Raw genomic sequence first — 17,764 nt, 5'->3', positions numbered from 1 at the left:
TGAATTCTCTTTGGTGAGAGAGTAAGGATGGACGGTCATTGGTGAATTATCATTCTCTGTAGTAAAATCACCAATTTGTAACACACAGTTCCTACTTGAGTTGATTTTCCTGCAAAGACTGGATCAGAAACAGATTCAATGGGTCTTGACTAATCTCTTTCACATAAGACTCACTGAGATAGGAAGCATATTCAGGTTGTTTAGCAATATAGGTTTTGAAAAAAGCGGTACTAAGTGCCATCAGGTAAGGACGAGCGATCGCAGGATCTGGCCCAATCAATTCAGGTGGAACCGGTAAGACACCCTCTCCTTCCCCACCCAGGTAGGAAAAGTGAGTACCTGCTTCTGTCACCACTAGATAGTTTTCTGGGGTAGTTAGCCAGCTGAAAGGGGTAATTTGTTGTTCTACAGGTGGCGCAAAGATGTCTCTGATACTAGAGACCATCATGACCGGAACCTGAATTTGTGACATCCCGGCTTCACCAAAGATCGGGTTGCTGAGCGGATTAACAGCAATCACCGCTTTTACCCGTTCGTCTCCCAAATTATAGTCTTCTGGGGGTAGTTGAGTACCTCGACACTGGAGTAGCAGGGATACATCTAAGGATAAATTGTTTTGTCGAGCAGTATCACACTCACTAGTAAGCTGTTCAAAATTGAGTTTAGCCCCTCCTAGAGCAAGAACAGTATAGCCTCCGAAGGATTGACCAATTACTCCCACCTCTTCTAGATTGAGCCTGCCAAACTTACTCGGGTCAGAATTAGCTTTAGCGGAAAGTTCATCTAACAAATACTTCACATCCAAAGGACGATGGATGATCGCAGTAGGATTGAGGGGAGTTGCGAAGCCAGCAAAGATTTGATTAATGCGTTCGGAACTCGTACCAATGTGCTCCGGGACCGCAACTGCAAAACCGTAAGATGCTAAATGTTTCGCTAGATAGGCAAAGGTATTGCGGTCTGAAGCCAAACCATGGGAAATAACCAGAGTTGGAATCGAGCCTCTTATTGCTCCTTGGTCTGAATAGTTAGGTAGATAAATATCAACGGGAAACGAAGCTTGACGCTCAGAGTTATAAACCTCAAAGGTTTCTTTACGCCAACCTATTCCTCCAGAATTCCTAAGATCTGCTTGTGCTGAGAAATTAAACGATCTTGAGCCTTCTCCCTGTAGTTGTGCCCGATTTTTAATGGCACTAAAGACAACATCATTTACCACAAATAGCCTTGATAGCTCATCAGTAACATCAGAAATTAGTTCCACATCCAGGTAAATAGTTTCTAGGGAAAACTTACGCAATACATTAATAACGCTCAAGCCTTCTGGATCCGAAGCTGCCGAAACTAAAGCACCCCGCAAGGGATAGAAACCATTGCGATTAAAATCTGCTTTTATTACATTCCCCAATCGGCGCAGTAAGGTTTTCCCCACCGGTAAGCGAGTGAACAAATAAACATATCTGGGAGAAATATTAAATCGACTATTTAGTAGAATCCGCAGTGCTGCTAATTGTGTTGGTGTAGCAAAGTTGGCATAATAGGCAAATTGCCTTGTCATTGTGCCATCTTTAGCAAAAATTTCCAAGTCTTCAATCCCAATATTAAATTGTCCAAAGGGAGAAACGAAGAAAGTAATTCGCTCTGCTCCTAGGGCAGGAATTGCACTGAATGTAGATACTAGACTCAAGCCTAGGGATAGGGAAAAGCGAGTTAACCACTGGCGCAGTGGGTTAGAATTAAAGGATTGGGTGCTCACTTTAGCGGCTCGGGAAAGACTAGGGGAGTTGGTAATAGTTAACGGAAAACCTGTGACAATATCATTAAACATGTACAAAGCTCTCAAGACCAAAGTCAAACTGAACAACCAACACAAAACCCTGATGGCACAACATGCTGGTTATTCTAGATGGGTCTAAAACTGGGGACTAGGGCGTGTTTTCAAAGTTTTCCGCAAGATATTAGATCCCCCCCAGCCCCCCTTAATAAGGGGGGAGCCATACTCGCTCGTCCCCCTTTTTTTAGGGGGATAATGGGGTATCTCCGAGGGGGAGCCATACTCGCTCGTCCCCCTTTTTTTAGGGGGATAATGGGGTATCTCCGAGGGGGAGCCATACTCGCTCGTCCCCCTTTTTTTAGGGGGATAATGGGGTATCTCCGAGTTTGAAGACACGCCCTAGCCATTTAGCAATAAGCTTACCATAAATATCATTATACTAGTTATAGTGTTTATTGCATTTATGAGGTACGCTTATCAAGCTCAAAGTCCCCCTTTTTAAGGGGGATTTAGGGGGATCCATTTGTCCCTCATGGAAAAGAGAATTGCTATAACAACTAAAACAGATAAATCCTCGGATATAACAAGGTTAATAGTAATGGGTTTACGGGAAAGACTACTTCGGCGATTTCAAAAACAGGAAAAACCAGAGGAAAAACCAGAGGATATCCAATCCCTCGACTCCCTCGACCAGACCTTAGAACAACTCGACCAGACCTTAGAACAAAAACCCCCTGGGCGAATTCAGTCACTACTGAGCAAATTACCCAAACCAGGAACTCCTAAGGACACCTCAGTAACGGTAAGCAATCCAGAACCAAGCAATACTGACAAAGTTAGAGGTAACATTAGAGGGATACTCAGCAAATTTAAAAAATCTACCACTGACCAAGACATCCCCCAACTGTCCGAAAACTCAGAACCAAGCAATACTGACAAAGTTAGAGGCAAGATTAGAGGGATACTCAGCAAATTTAAAAAATCTACCACTGAACAAGACATCCCCCAACGGTCGGAAAACTCAGCACCAAGCAACCCTGGTAAGATTAGAACACTACTGGACAAATTACAAAAAAACATCTCCCCCAATGACATCCAGAAAATTGACCAGAGCCTGGATCAGATGAACCGGGGGAGGATAAAAGAAATATTTCACAAATTGCTCCAAAATACCAAGCCAGAAGACATCCAAAAAATTGACAAGAACTTAGAACGGATGAACCGGGGAGCAATTAAAGAAATTTGGCCGAAAATTCAAGCTTTAGCTAAAATGGTCCGGGATCCTAATGCCGCTTGGAAGGGAAAAGCGTTAGCGATCGCAGCCTTAATCTATTTAATATCCCCCTTTGATGCCGTGCCAGACCTAATTACCGTAGTTGGATTAGCCGATGATGCAGCCTTGATCATTGCCGTAGTTTCCACCCTAGCTCAGGAACTAGAAAATTATATGGAAAGACAGGCAGAAAAGATAGCGGAGATAGAAGTCCGCAAGTACAATCGGATTGTCAGAATCAGTTTAATCGGCAGCATTGCAGCAGCCATTCTCGCTATTTTGGTCAAATATATCCTAAGTCATACATCATGATTAACCTCTATTCCTTATACCGAATTACCGTATTTATTCTGACTACCTATGGCTTAATACAGCTAATCATTAATCTGCTCAAGTACAAGCCATACTATGAAAAAGTTCCAGGGTTTATGAAAAAATACTTTCTTGAGCACGGGAGCATAATTTTAGGTAAAAAGCTCAACGAAAGTCGTCATGATTTAATCATAAATGGCTTACTGTTGCTTGTATTAGTAATGTTAAACATTATTCTATGGATTTTTTAATGGATAGTAAATATGAGGATTATTAAGTTTTAGGGAGTAGGGAGTAGGGAGTAGGGAGTAGGGAGTAGGGAGTAGGTAATGGGCAAAAGGCAAATTACCGATTACCGATTACCGATTACCGATTACCCACTAGTAGCTGACCGATAGTATGGGAAAAAACTCCCAATCACTAATGACAAATTAGTCAGTTTATAGTTATTCCCACGAATCTAAATCTAGAGCTTTGGAACCACCTCGCTCTAACTGAATCAATACGTTACCGAGTTGTGACCAAACTAGCCCACTAATAAATAAGGTCATAGGTATGGAAATTGAGTAACACAACCAATAGGGCAAGGCAAAAATTCCTAACCCAGAGGCTAGAAACAGGCAAATCCCAACAGCAATTCCCATAAATGGGAGAAGTAACTGGATTCCTTTAATTTCAGCCAGGGTTTGACTGGATTTGGTCTTATACCATTCCTGTACTTTTTCTTTGAGTGTAGCTTCAAAAGCTAGCCCACAGGTAATCCCAGCAAACAAACCAAAAATTAACAAAAAATAGGGTGGATCTGGCCAAAAATTATACACAAATAACTCCTAATCTTCATGCTTTTAGTGCCTGTGAAGATTATTACAAAAAATGATAGCAAAGGGAATAGGGAGTAGGGAATAGGGAATAGGGAATAGGGAATAGGGAATAGGGAACAGGGAGCAGGGAGCAGGGAGCAGGGAGCAGGGAATATGGTATCAAAAATTATCACAATTCCGACACGGATTGCTAAAGCGGCGAATGCGATCCGGTGGTTGTGGTGACTATAATCTTATAATTTCCTAGGGTGGGTTAAGCGCAGCATTGATTTTTTTTGGGGCTGTAACCCACCAAATGCTATAGCAGTTGGCAACCGGCGCTAATTACAATAACAACAAGTAGTGAATACTTAGGAGTAAGTAGTCATGATCAGGAATATCGTTGTCAGCCAGTTGGTCTGACATACTATTTGCTACTCACAGCAGGAGCTTTGGGTAAAATAGCCCCAATCCCATCACTGGAAATAGTACTTAGTGCATTCAAAGCTACATTGAATAAACGTTCTGGTGGTAAATCATCTTTGACTAAGTTCCACAGACTCTGAATTTCGGCTCCATGGAGTTGGTCATCTTCGGTTAACGCTAACAACAGTTCACGTCGCAGAAACTGACCTTCCTCAGACAAGAGATACTGCAAACCAAGTTGAGCGGTTGGTAGCAAATCAAAGTTCTGATCAGAGCGAGCGATCGCAATCATATTTTCCAGTCGTTCCCACTGGAATTTACCGTCTTTGAACAACACCTCAATCAAACGCCGCCGCATTTGTGGGGTTTCACCGGTAAGCAGACGCTGAGCTACATAGGGGTAGGAAACCTCGACAATTTTGAAATTCGGATCTAAGCTCAGTGCCAGTCCTTCCTGAGTGACCAGAGAACGGATAATTAAGGAAAACTTGGCTGGAACCCGGAAAGGATAGTCGTACATCAACTCTGAGAACTGATCTGTGATCGTCTTGAAGTTGAAATCTCCGACACTTTCACCAATTGCTTCTCCCAACACAGCTTCTAAGGCTGGGATAATCGGCTGAATATCTGTGTTGGGTGCTAAGAAACCTAATTTAACAAAAGCCTGGGCTAATGATTGATAATCTTGATTAATTAGATCAACGACACAGCTGACAATGGTTTCTTTGGTGTCTTGATCTAACTGATCCATCATACCAAAGTCAATATAGCCCATGCGTCCATCCGGAAGGGCAAATAAGTTACCTGGATGAGGATCAGCATGGAAAAAGCCATGCTCTAACAACTGACGCAAACCAGAGGTGACACCGGTTTTAATCAAGCTTGCGGTGTCTAGTCCTAAGGCTTCAATACGTTCTGTGTCTGTTAACTTGAAACCATCAATCCACTCTAGGGTGAGGACACGGATACTGCTGTAGCGCCAGTATATTGCTGGAACCTTCACAGTGGGGTCGTCTTGGAAGTTTAGAGCAAATCGTTCGGCATTGCGACCTTCATTGAGATAATTAATTTCCTCAAAGAGCTTAGTACCAAATTCATCTACAATCAAAGTTAGGTCATGACCGAGATTGAGTGGTAACCAGGGGGCAATCCAGCTAGCTGCCCACCGCATCAAATAAAGATCTAGGGTGAGGATAGGGCGTAAGTTAGGACGTTGTACCTTAACCGCGACCTCTTCACCGGTGTGAAGTTTAGCCCGATAGACTTGACCAAGACTAGCGGCTGCTACAGGTCTTGGGGAAATTTGGCTAAAGAGTTTTTGGATGGAGCGCCCTAACTCTTGCTCGATTATGGACAATGCGATCGCATTGTCAAAGGGAGGTAGCTGGTCTTGTAGTTTGATCAGTTCATCTAGAAAATCTTGCCGAACCAAGTCAGGACGGGTGGAAAGAGCTTGTCCGACTTTAATAAAGGTTGGACCGAGGTTAGTCAGAAGTTCCCGCAGCTGTGTCGCTCGTTTTAACTTATTCTGCTCAGTCCGGTTGCGCCATTGGTCTAACTTAATACTAAAAACAAAGCTAGCGAAACCCCAGACAATCCTCAGGCAACGCCAAATCACTACCCAAGGTCTGGAACGATAGTAGCGGGCGATCGCTTGTGGATCATAGTACCTTTGGGGTTCATTAGACCGCTGTTCAGGAGATACAAGTTGATGCTGACTCACGCTGAGTATAGGCCTCTCTAAGAAATTTATAGTTTTTTATCTATCTTTTGCTTTTTATTAAATAAGTATACACAAGTACATATACAATAACTCGGTATTTAAGTCCAATCGAAGGTTTAGGGCAGGTTTTGCTACCAGGACAATTGAGAGTCCCATAGAAACCTACACCAGAAACTTGCCCATTTCCTGAACTTCCGATAGTCAATTATGGTCAATTGAGTAGATTACGCTCAAAATAACTGACCAGTCAAAATCACCCCCTCATCCCCTCATTCCCTGATCTGGTCATCTTCAGAGGAACTGGTCACAAATTTCTGCCAAGGTTTACTAGTCCTGTGTCATAGATTTTTTCTAGGTGCGCTTGACCCATTAAGAATTAAATTCCCCACGGGTCCCACCTCTTGATGCATATATCGGTAAAATTGTCAACTTCCATTATTACATTAACCGAGGCTCTAGCTTCGGATTTCAGCTCTGATTTGCGTGTTATCACCGACAGTCTTTAAATTAAAACTTCAGCAGAATCCTCCATGACGGGGCTAAATCAACAAAGCAACAATGGTGTCATATCGATTCCGCTGGTATCGTAGCGAAGCAGCATGGGCAATCTGTTGATTTATCTACGTTGATTTATCGACGTAGATAAATCAACAACTATGCTGTTTCCGAGATTGCCCGGACCAAATCGGCACTAGCGAATTGGATCTCAGTTACAGACGCACGAAAATGCAATGCCATAAGCAAATTCCCCTGGATTATGCAAGATTATCCCTCTGTCCCTAACCCTTCCCAAGACATTCGGTTAGGCTGCCTACAGTGGTTTTATAACTTACCACTAAGTAGTAAGCTGCTTACTGGTTTGTTTGCCTCTGAGCTAATTTCTCTGATTGGATTCTTCGGCGTCGCTGCTTCAATGATGGTAATAGGAGGGCAAATCGAACTACGAGACCAAGCTGAGTCTCAATTAGCACTCACCGAGACTAACTACAATTCTAAACTTGAGCAAACTAAGCTGGGCTTCCGTAGTCAAGCCGATAATGCTGCCATCATTGCTGCTGCGATCGCTCATCATTCTGGTCAGCCTATCAAAGCAGCCCTCAAGGCTGAAGTCAGACGGGTTCTGAGGAACGAAATTAAAGCCCGCAACATTGAATATGGCACTTTAGTAGGTACCAATGGCAAGATTATTGCTAATGCTAACGCTGACCGTACAGGAGAGAGGTTTAATCCTAATCAATTAGTCAGTCAAGTTTTCCAGAATCGAACGGGGATTGGGAGCAGTCAAATTGTCAGCTGGGTTGAGTTAGCTAAGGAGTCACCTCAGTTACCGAATGGTTTTGTTGAACAAGACGCCCTAATTCGTTACACACTCACTCCAGTCAAGAACCCAGAGACTGGAAATATAGTAGCTGTCTTGGTGTCTGGTGACTTGGTCAATGGCAAATTGCCCATAGTTCACAACACCCTGCAGGGGGTTGACAAAGGCTATAGTGCCATCTATTATCGCCAGGGTTCGGGGGAATTTAACTTAGCCACTGCTACTTTGGATAACAGTGATGTTAAAGATTTAGAGCAAGGGGAATCGAGTTTAGATGTAGTGGATCAATCCCTGTTGGAGAAAGCAGTTGCCCAAACATCACAGGTAGTTTACGCACGCCAAACCTTTGGTAAGCAATCTTACATCATAGTCGCTAAAGCTCTAACTAATTTTGATAGTAAAGCGACAGTAGTGTTAGTCAGAGGAACTACTGAATACTGCTTCAATCAATTTCTTAGGGATAATTTAGAACTTGAGCTGATCGTCCTTGCTATAGCCTTAATCGCAGATATCTTTTTAGCTATCTTGCTTGGACGATCAATTGCTAAACCGGTCAAACAGCTACAAAAAACTACCCAAGAATTTGCTGCTGGCAATTTGGAAGCACGAGTCGAGGTGTGGACGAAAGATGAAGTAGGGAAACTTAGTATCAATTTCAATCGTATGGCTGATAGTCTGTTGACTGCTTTTAAGCAAAGGGAACGTTATGCAGCTGAGCAATCACGACTAAACACTCAATTGCAGCAAGAGATTGCAGAACGTCTCCTTACTGTGGAAACACTAAGGCTGATCGAGTTTTCTCTAGATCGGGTAGGGGATGCAGTTTTTTTATCAAAACAGGATGGCCGATTTTGTTATGTCAATGAAGCTGCTTGTCATTTCCTTGGCTACTCCCGTGAAGAATTACTGACGTTGCACGTTTATGATATCGATACCTTACTGTCAAAAGATAACTGGTCACCGTTTTGGAAAAACCTGAAACAGCAAGGTTGTTTTAAGCAAGATTCAGTACATCGCACTAAAGACGGGCGGGAATTTCCTGTAGAAATTGGAGTTAATTATTTACAGTTTAATGATCAAGAATACAACTGTGTTATTGCTCGCGATCTTACCGAGCGTAAACAGGGAGAAAATTTACTGAAACGAACTAACTCTCTGTTAAGGGCGCAACAAGAGGCATCAATTGATGGTATATTAGTTATTGACGAAAACCAAAAAATCCTATGGCACAATCGCCGTTTTGGTCAGATGTGGAATATCCCAGAGGAGATTCTCAACTCTGGTGACGACCAAAAAATATTGAAAAGTGTGCTATCTAAGCTAAATAAACCTAAAGAATTTATCCACAGGTTGAAGTATCTGTATGAACATCCGAGCGAAGTAAGTCGTGATGAAATTTACTTGAATGATGGTCGGATTTTTGACCGTTACTCTGGCTCTGTGGTGTCTGAAGCTAGTGATTACTATACTAGAATCTGGTATTTCCGAGATATCACCCAGAGAAAGCAAGTAGAAGCCCAAGTTACTCAGCTCAATCAAGAGTTGAGTAATCATGCCTTGGAACTAGAAGTAGCTAACACAGAACTGGCAGCAACCAAAGACTTTATCACGAACATAATTAATGCAGTATCTGATCCAATTTTTGTAAAAGATAGATATTATAAATGGAAATTCTTTAATGATAGCTTTTGTGAGTTTATCGGATATTCTAGAGAGCAACTATTAGGTCATTCAGATTCTGAATTTTTCGTATCAGAAGAAGCTGAGGTTTTTAGAAAAACCGATCAACTCGTCATCAAGAATGGTGTCGTTAATGAAAATGAAGAATACTTTACTGATGCTAAGGGTATCCTTCATTTCATTTCTACCAAGAAAACTCGTTTCTTCGATTCTAAAAATAATCCCTATATTGTAGGGGTTATTCGAGACTTGACTCATCGGAAGCAATTTGAAGACCGACTGGAGAAACTTAATGAATGCTTTCTTGATTTTGGTAGCAATCCCGACAAAAATATTAATCATCTGGTAGCCGTTTGTGGGCAATTACTCAATGCTAGTTTCGCTCTCTATAATTGCCTGGAATACAATCAACTGGTGACATTAGGACAGTGGCAAGTCCCGCCAGATTATCCGACGATGGATAGCGCTAAAGGACGTATTTGCTACGACGTGATCCGACAAGGAACTGATGAGTCAGTGGTCAAGCAGGATCTCCAGAATACAGCTTATGCTCAAACTGATCCCAACATTACAGCTTATAATTTGTGTACTTACATCGGTATTGCGGTCAAATGGAACAAAAAGGTAATGGGTTCCCTGTGTGTTTTGTATCAGCAGCAGCTAGAACCAACTACAGAAGACAAACAACTGCTTAACCTGATTGCCAGCGCTATTGGTGTAGAAGAACAACGAAAACAGGCTCAGCAGGAACTTCGGGATAGTAAAGAGCGATTTGCCTTAGCTGTAGAAGGAGTCAACGACGGGATTTGGGATTGCAATCTCCAAACTGGTGAAATGTATTTATCCCCTCGTTGGAAGAGTATGTTGGGGTATGAAGATGATGAAATTAGCAATACGTTTGAATCTTGGACAGAGATTATTCACCCAGACGACCTAGAGCAAACCTTACTGAGTTTTAATAATTATCTAGAGGGCAAGCTTTTTCAGTATCAAGAAGAGTTCCGTGCTTTACACAAAGATGGCACCTACCGTTGGCTGCTGACTCGTGGAGCGGCGCTGTGGGATAAAACAGGTAAGCCTTATCGCATAGCAGGTTCTCACACCGATATTTCAGAGCGTAAAAAAGCAGAAGAAGCTCTCAAAAGTCAGTTAACAGCTCTCGAAGCAGCTACTGATGGCATAGCATTAGTTAATCCAGCAGGTGAATACTTTTACCTCAATCAGACTCACCTGGAATTGTTTGGCTACACTAAACCGGATCAACTGGTGGGTCGGCAATGGCATATGATTTATCCGCCAGAAGAAATTGAGCGTATTGAGAAGTCAGTTTTTCCCCAATTGTTTAAAACAGGAAAATGGAGTGGAGAAGCTACGGCTGTGCGCAAGAATGGTAGCACATTTGCTGAGGAATTTTCTCTAACATTACTTGAGGATGGTGGTTTAATCCGAGTCTGTCGAGATATTACAGAGCGTAAAAATGCTGAAGAGCAGATGCGGCAAAATCATCAAAGACTGGCTCTGGCTAATGCCCAGTTAGAACGGGCTACTCGTCTCAAAGACGAGTTTCTGGCTAGCATGAGTCATGAATTACGTACTCCCCTCAACGCCATTCTTGGTTTATCAGAAGCTTTGCAAGAGGAAGTGTATGGTTCAATTACAGATAGGCAGCGTAAGTCTCTCAGCACAATTCAGGGCAGTGGTCAACATTTGCTAGAACTAATCAATGATCTGCTTGACCTTGCCAAAATTGAATCTGGGAAGATGGAACTCCACATCGGTGCTGTTTCCCTCCAAAAACTCTGCAATTCCAGCTTGATGTTTGTTAGAAACCAAGCCCATCACAAAAATATTAAGCTGACTTCTCAGGTAACTGAGAGGCTATGGGAAATAGAAGTGGATGAGCGACGTATCCGACAAGTCCTGATCAATTTGCTCAGCAATGCTGTGAAGTTTACCCCAACCGGAGGAAGCGTTATTTTAAAAGCTGAGGAAGACTTATTAAGAAACACTATTTGTTTTAGTGTCATTGATACTGGTATTGGCATTGCTCAAGAAAATATGCGTAAGTTATTCCAATCCTTCGTCCAAATTGACAGCCGTCTGTCCCGTCGCTACGCCGGTACAGGATTGGGTTTGGCTTTGGTGCAACGAACCATAGAAATTCACGGGGGTAGGGTAGATGTCGAGAGTGAAGTGGGTCAAGGTAGTTGCTTCACAGTAACTCTGCCGATCAAACAAAGCGGTCAGGCAAACGGAGAATACCACAGTGATTTGGAACAGCTAAGCCAATTTACTCAATCTGGCATCTCCAATCCCCAAGTGCTGATCATCGAAGACTCTATTACTGCAGCTGAAGTGATTTCTCGCTATATCAGGGAAATAGGGCTACAAACCTTGACTTACCCTGAAGGAGAAGGCGCTCTCGAGCAGGTTATACAGGTCAATCCAGGGGTGATTATCCTAGATTTGCAATTGCCGAAGGTGTCTGGCTGGAAGGTTTTGGCTCAGCTAAAAGCTCATCCCCAAACCGAACACATCCCAGTGATTATTCTTTCTGTAGTGGATGAGCGATCGCAAGCGTTGGAGATGGGTGCGTCTGAATATCTGGTTAAACCCGTTTCCCGCCAACTGTTGCGCTCAACAATTAGCAAAATTTTGGGTCCTTTAGAAACACCAGAGTCAGTCAAGCATGGCGAAACTGCTCTGATGGTTACGCCTCACAAAGCTCCAGAGTCACCGTTAATCTTAATTGCAGAGGATAATGAAACTAACATTAAGACGATTTGGGATTACTTGCTCAACAAAGGCTATCGGTTGATATTAGCCAAGAATGGCTGGGAAGCGATTAGCCAAGCTAAAGAGTATCACCCACAGCTGATTATGATGGATATTCAGATGCCAGATATGGACGGTATTGAAGCGATTAAGCGAATTCGAGACAATCAGGAAACTAGGGAAATTCCCATTATTGCCGTAACAGCACTGGCGATGCCAGGGGATAAGGAGAAATGCCTAGGGGCTGGCGCGGACGAATACATCTCTAAACCAGTGAGTCTGAAGAACTTAGTCAGTACTATTCAAAAGTATGTTCATGTAGAGGTTAAGGATTTGCAATTAGTTAGTAATTAGTTATTTGTATTACTTATTCGTGATTAGCGTGATTAATCATTAAGTTATCAGTTCCAAGTAGGTTTAAACCTACTAATCCATGGTTGGTATATAAATTAATAGTATATAGCGTTTATAAATGAAATGTAAACCTGGGAGGTCTTTTTTGATTGTTCAATAAAACTCTAGATCTCTTTCTTATATTGCCTTTTGCGTATTTTAGGCTTGCCAATTTCTGCCATAACTGTGTTTACAACCTATTTAAAAACGCTATATTAATGGATATTAACCAAAATCAATCCCAAACATCTGTATTTAATATGGTGAACTATTCAAGCGCATAAAGGGTGTTATTGATGGATAGTCAAAACTCTATACTAGTAGTTGATGATGAACCCTGTGGGTTTGATGTCATTGAGGCTCTACTGTTCAAGGAAGGTTACAACTTGAGCTATGCCTCTTGTGGTGAAGAGGCATTGAACCGTCTAGAGGAAATTCAGCCGGACGTAATCTTATTGGACGTGATGATGCCAGAACTTGATGGTATAGAGGTTTGCCATCGGATCAAGTCTCACCCAAACTGGCACCATATCCCAATTATTATCGTAACGGCTCTGAATTCTAAGGAAGATCTTGCCCGATGCCTGGATGCAGGAGCTGATGATTTCCTAGGTAAACCGGTTAGTGGACTCGAACTGCGGTCTAGAGTGCGTTCGATGTTGCGGATTAAAAAACAACATGATCAGCTAGCTGCTACTCTACAGCTGAGGGAAGATATGTCTCATATGATCGTGCATGATTTGAGGCATCCTTTGGCTAATATTATCATATCTTGTGAGATTTTGCAGCAAACTGAACTCGACAAAAAACAGCAAAGAAAGACTGAACAAATCTTGAAATCAGCTCTCCAGCTGCGCTCAATGACGGATAACTTATTGATGATGGCAAAGTTACAATCGGTAAAACTTAGCCTTAATCGAGACTTGGTGGATCTAAATGCACTCGAACAAGAGGTAGTTTTAGATTTCCAAGCCATTGCTCATGAGAAAAATATTCAGCTAGTTAGTGAGCTACCAGAATCCAGTAAGACTCTTTTAATTGATGCCAATTTAATCCGTCGTGTCTTAGATAACTTGCTCTCAAATGCCATCAAATTTTCTCCTTCACAAAGTAAAATTCTACTGCAAGTAGATTATCCAGTAGATCCCAAACCCCAAGCTAGAATTCGCATTGCTGATTCTGGGCCTGGGATTGAAGAAGAATTGCGAAAACGTATTTTTGATAAGTACGATGTGGGAAATTTAATGACTGGAATTTCTCAAACTGGTCTGGGATTAACGTTCTGTAAAATGGCAGTTGAAGCTCATGGTGGTAGAATATTTGTAGAAAATAATCAACCATCGGGTTCAGTGTTCACTGTAGAAATTTAGTTATAAATTGTAAGCATATGCGCTACGCGCAGGCTACGCCAACAGCCGTCAGCCGTCAGCCTTTGGCTGAGAGCTCAGAGCTGAGAGCTGAATGCTGAGAGCTGAGAGCTGAGAGCTGAGAGCTGAATGCTGAGAGCTGAATGCTGAGAGCTGAATGCTGAGAGCTGAATGCTGAGAGCTGAATGCTGAGAGCTGAATGCTGATAGCTGAGAGCTGATAGCTGACTATAAATTTAAGTAAAAGCTGTCAAAGAAAGACTTCCTACTTAATTAGATTTTGCTTCCAAGTTTTCCAGGCGGCTTTTGAGTGCCTGATTATCTTTTTTGAGTTTTTCAAGTTCGTCCCGTAACTGTTTAAGGGCTTTGTCAGAGCCAATTGCTTTTTGAACTTTCTGAATAGCTTCTTCTGCAATCCGACGAATTCGCCCATCAGGCGTATTCTCTAAAAGCGATCGCAAAATATCCATGGCTTTCGGGGTTTCCATTTTTCCTAGAGCCCCAACTATGGTGACTTGAGTCAAATAGAAGGTTTCACGGGACAGTTCTTCTAATTGCTCCAGGATCGACTCTATTTTATTGGGAGTCTGACCTTTAGAAATGTCTCCTAAAGATCGAATCGCTGCTAGACGAAGGGGTTGAGGTATGCCAGGAGTGGTATATTCTAAAATTACGTCTAGGGCAATGGGTGACGATTTAATTTGACTTAAGCCAGCAATGGCACCGCTACGTACTACTTCATTCCAACCACTCCTTTCTTTGAGTACTTTTGTCAGCAATTGGATTACTTCATCTTCTCTATCCTTAAGGCTTGCCGAAACCATTCCCCCAAGTGACCTGGCGGCTGTTGCTTCTACGTAGTAGCTGGCATCCCCTTTTTCTAGTAATTGCTTGAGAGCATTGTAGCTTTCTAGAGTCTTCACCTCACCCAAGGCTTGGACAACGGCACGACGCACACGGAGATTTTGATCGGACAAGCCAGCAATTAAGGCGGCTTCGGCTTGATCTAGTTTTACCTTAGCTAATTGTTTGGCGACTTCTAAACGAACACCCCAGAATGAGTCACTCTTTAGGGCATCACACAAGGCTTTTACTGCTTCTAATCCTCCCTTTTTCGCCAAGGCTTTCCCTGCATAGATACGGGAGATAGGGTCTGGGTCAAATTTCAGCTGGGCTTTGAGCTCGGCTATGGGGTATTCTAGGGAAACGGTTTTCAGGTAATTATTCCCGTGGTCGAAGCTAATCAAGTTAGGTTTTTTCTGCAGTGGGAAATAGAAACTTTGTTCCCGTTCATGAACCCTGACCGTAAATGTCTGTAGACAGGTTTCATTAGACGTTTTCACAGGAGAATCGTCTTCGAGCTGGGTGTAACCAAAGGCAATCGGGATTTTGAGGTCAAATAGTTCACTATCGCTACCGGTGTTACTATCTTTTGCCTGAGTTTGGGTTACTGTAACTTTAGCCAACTGGCTATCCCCATCCCAGGAATAGGCAACTTTGTATTCAGGATGACCACCTCGGAAGACGTACTGGTCAAATAGGAATAACAGATTACGACCGGTAGCTTTTTCAATCGCCCTTAGCAGGTCAATGGTTTCTACGGTTTTGTGAGCATTATCTTTAACAAAGGTTTGGATTGCTTTCCAGAACAAGTCTTCCCCTAACTCTGCCCGAATCATATGATAGACGCAAGCACCTTTTTCATAAAGGTGCCGATCGTAGAGTTCAATAGCTTCTCGATAGACATGGGTAACCATGGGGCGGCGGTAACGAGAACTATCTTCTGAGATATAACTGCGTGCTTCATTGAGTAGGTAGTAGGCAGCATCATCTTTACCATACTCATGTTCGGTCCAAAACACTTCTGTGTAGGATGCCATGCCTTCCTTAATCCAGGCATGGGACCAGTGTTTAATCACCACTAAGTCCCCAAACCACTGATGAGCAAGTTCGTGAACCACCAGGCTTTCAGTCCGTTGGTTATCGGTAGCTGCTCGTTCATCAAGCAAGCAACGGTCTGTTAACAGAGTGGTGGAGGTGTTTTCCATACCACCAAAGATGAAGTCTTCTACACAGACTTGGGCGTATTTCGGATAGGGGTAGGGATAGCCAAAGGTTTCACTCAAGAACTCTATCATTCCAGGAGTTTTGCCCATGCTACGGCGAGCATCCTCCTCTCGCCCCTTCTCCACGTAGTAGCTGACTGGTTTGCCCTGCCATTCATCCCGAATTTCCGCAAAGTCTGCTACTGCTAGAGTCATCAGGTAAGTGGGATGAACTTCCTGTTGCCTCCAGTGGTATATGGTTTCATCCCCTTGTTCTTCTGTAGCAATTAGTTCCCCGTTGGAGATAGCAATCAGGGGTTTTGGCACTCTAACCCGGATTTCGGAGGTAGCAAGTTGACCAGGATAATCGAAACAAGGGAACCAGTAGCGAGAGTCTTCATCTTCTCCTTGGGTCCAAACTTGGGTGGGTTTGTTGGGGTAGTGTTGGTTTGGATGAATGAAGTAAATACCCCGCTGGGGGTTGTCTACACTGTATGCGATCGCAATCTTAATCGCTTTTCCAACAACAACCGGGTTAAGTAGCTGAATCTTTAGTTGTTCCCCATCATAGTCAAAGGGTTGGGGGATTTGGTCAACCTGCACTGAAGCGATAGTCAAGTTGACCGCATCAATTACTAGCTGTTTAATGCCGCGTATTGGGTTGAGGGTGATAGTGCAGGTACCGCTAACGCTTTGGAGGGGGATATCCAGAGTTAAATCCAGGAAAATATGCTCCACTTGTCCTGGGCGGTCAGGATTGTATTGGGGTTTAGCACCAGGTAATTCAAACGATTTGTGAGTTTTGCTTTCGGTATCAAAATACGACTGGGACATTAGTGAAGTTGTAGAACTGAACAGTGTGGACAATAGGGTTAAGTGGAGCTATGGGAAGTTTCGGAAAGGAATTGGAATCGACCGCTACACAAAGTGCGATTGATCTATTCTAAATTAACTCATTTGTCGATTCCTCCTGATCAGGTCAGGTTTTAGGGAATTTTGAAAAGCTACAGACCTTGACAGAAGATTACTGGTTTGTGAGTGTCTGTTAACTGATTGCTCTTAGGCAATTAACAATTAACGATCAACAACCGATTTAGCTGATCACCGCACTACCCATCCCTTGGTACATCAACCATGATAAGAAAAAGTTGCTAATAAAAATTGCTAGCAAAGCAGTAACCACAGCAGTGGTGGTAGATTGACCGACACCTTTAGCCCCTCCTGTGGTGGTTAATCCCCAGCTACAACCAATCACAGCAATCAACAGCCCAAATACTAGAGATTTAATAGCAGCAGAGAACAAGTCCCAAATTCCTAAGAAGTTACGAGCCGAATCAAGAAACACAGACTGGGGAATACCATAAAGATTTTGAGCCAGCACCAATCCTCCTAGCATACCAGTCACAATAGCGAGAATGGTCAACACTGGCAGCATCAGACAACAAGCAATCACCCGAGGAATCACTAAATAATCAATCGGGTCAGTCTTGAGCATATACAAAGCATCAATTTGCTCTGAAACACGCATCGTACCAATTTCAGCAGCAAATGCCGAACCAACTCGTCCTGCTAAAACCACAGCAGTCAACACTGGAGCCAATTCCCTAGTCAAAGCTAGAGCCAAGACTCCCCCAATGGCATTGGTGGCACCAAAATTAATGAACTCTCGTGTTACCTGAATGGTAAACACCATACCGATTACAGTAGCAGTGAGCAGAGCAATTATCAGAGACTCTGGTCCAACGGTTACCATTTGCTCGATCGTATTGCGGCGGTGAATCTTCCCACTCAGTATATGAAGTATCACTTGCCCAGCTAAGAAAATCGCCGCCAATAAACGCTGACTCCATAACCCGAGGCTGGTAGTTTTAGCCATTAG

Annotated in this window: 8 protein-coding genes and 1 pseudogene; 4 read left to right on the top strand and 5 right to left on the bottom strand. The window is 42.9% G+C overall.

From position 1 onward, the window contains the following. Positions 1-91: 91 nt before the first annotated feature. Positions 92-1,828 (bottom strand): alpha/beta hydrolase, encoded by a 1,737-nt coding sequence (locus F6K46_RS15280; RefSeq protein WP_293053958.1) that lies wholly within the window; start codon positions 1,826-1,828, stop codon positions 92-94. Between F6K46_RS15280 and F6K46_RS15275 the strand changes: the two are divergent. Together F6K46_RS15275 and F6K46_RS15270 are read left to right on the top strand one after the other, a co-directional pair. Next, a pseudogene (locus tag F6K46_RS15275) lies at positions 1,827-1,913 on the top strand (helix-turn-helix domain-containing protein); the annotation flags it as partial. The gene F6K46_RS15280 and the pseudogene F6K46_RS15275 overlap by 2 nt on opposite strands. A gap of 459 nt (positions 1,914-2,372) precedes the next feature. After that, positions 2,373-3,359: a YkvA family protein gene (locus F6K46_RS15270; RefSeq protein ID WP_293045771.1), complete on the top strand. Its 987-nt coding sequence runs from the start codon at positions 2,373-2,375 to the stop codon at positions 3,357-3,359. A 446-nt stretch (positions 3,360-3,805) separates the two neighbouring features. Here the strand turns inward: F6K46_RS15270 and F6K46_RS15265 are convergent, their stop codons facing one another. Together F6K46_RS15265 and F6K46_RS15260 are read right to left on the bottom strand one after the other, a co-directional pair. Then, a complete protein-coding gene (locus F6K46_RS15265; RefSeq protein ID WP_293045768.1) occupies positions 3,806-4,180 on the bottom strand; it encodes a hypothetical protein in 375 nt (124 codons plus the stop codon). 406 nt (positions 4,181-4,586) lie between these two features. Then, positions 4,587-6,308 carry an AarF/ABC1/UbiB kinase family protein gene (locus F6K46_RS15260; RefSeq protein WP_293053955.1) on the bottom strand — a complete coding sequence of 574 codons (1,722 nt, stop codon included), beginning with the start codon at positions 6,306-6,308 and terminating at the stop codon, positions 4,587-4,589. A gap of 757 nt (positions 6,309-7,065) precedes the next feature. Here F6K46_RS15260 and F6K46_RS15255 point away from each other — a divergent pair. Both F6K46_RS15255 and F6K46_RS15250 read left to right on the top strand, forming a co-directional pair. Further along, positions 7,066-12,435: a PAS domain S-box protein gene (locus F6K46_RS15255; RefSeq protein WP_293053952.1), complete on the top strand. Its 5,370-nt coding sequence runs from the start codon at positions 7,066-7,068 to the stop codon at positions 12,433-12,435. 335 nt (positions 12,436-12,770) lie between these two features. Further along, complete coding sequence (locus F6K46_RS15250; protein ID WP_293053949.1) at positions 12,771-13,844, top strand: hybrid sensor histidine kinase/response regulator; 1,074 nt, start codon at positions 12,771-12,773, stop codon at positions 13,842-13,844. 265 nt (positions 13,845-14,109) lie between these two features. Here the strand turns inward: F6K46_RS15250 and F6K46_RS15245 are convergent, their stop codons facing one another. Beyond that, complete coding sequence (locus F6K46_RS15245) at positions 14,110-16,719, bottom strand: M1 family metallopeptidase (protein WP_293053946.1); 2,610 nt, start codon at positions 16,717-16,719, stop codon at positions 14,110-14,112. A gap of 259 nt (positions 16,720-16,978) precedes the next feature. Beyond that, positions 16,979-17,761: an MlaE family lipid ABC transporter permease subunit gene (locus tag F6K46_RS15240; protein WP_293053943.1), complete on the bottom strand. Its 783-nt coding sequence runs from the start codon at positions 17,759-17,761 to the stop codon at positions 16,979-16,981. Between the last annotated feature and the right edge of the window lie 3 nt (positions 17,762-17,764).

Source organism: Moorena sp. SIO3E8 (genome assembly GCF_010692445.1).
In the GTDB taxonomy this organism is placed as follows: domain Bacteria; phylum Cyanobacteriota; class Cyanobacteriia; order Cyanobacteriales; family Coleofasciculaceae; genus Moorena; species Moorena bouillonii.
The sequence above is the reverse complement of the archived record's forward strand: the minus strand, read 5'-3'. Positions and strand labels throughout refer to the sequence as shown.

Coding starts and splice junctions, on each gene's coding strand:
- F6K46_RS15280 (WP_293053958.1), bottom strand. CDS start 1,828: ATGTTTAATGATATTGTCACAGGTTTTCCGTTAACTATTACCAACTCC.
- F6K46_RS15270 (WP_293045771.1), top strand. CDS start 2,373: ATGGGTTTACGGGAAAGACTACTTCGGCGATTTCAAAAACAGGAAAAA.
- F6K46_RS15255 (WP_293053952.1), top strand. CDS start 7,066: ATGCAAGATTATCCCTCTGTCCCTAACCCTTCCCAAGACATTCGGTTA.
- F6K46_RS15250 (WP_293053949.1), top strand. CDS start 12,771: ATGGATAGTCAAAACTCTATACTAGTAGTTGATGATGAACCCTGTGGG.
- F6K46_RS15245 (WP_293053946.1), bottom strand. CDS start 16,719: ATGTCCCAGTCGTATTTTGATACCGAAAGCAAAACTCACAAATCGTTT.
- F6K46_RS15240 (WP_293053943.1), bottom strand. CDS start 17,761: ATGGCTAAAACTACCAGCCTCGGGTTATGGAGTCAGCGTTTATTGGCG.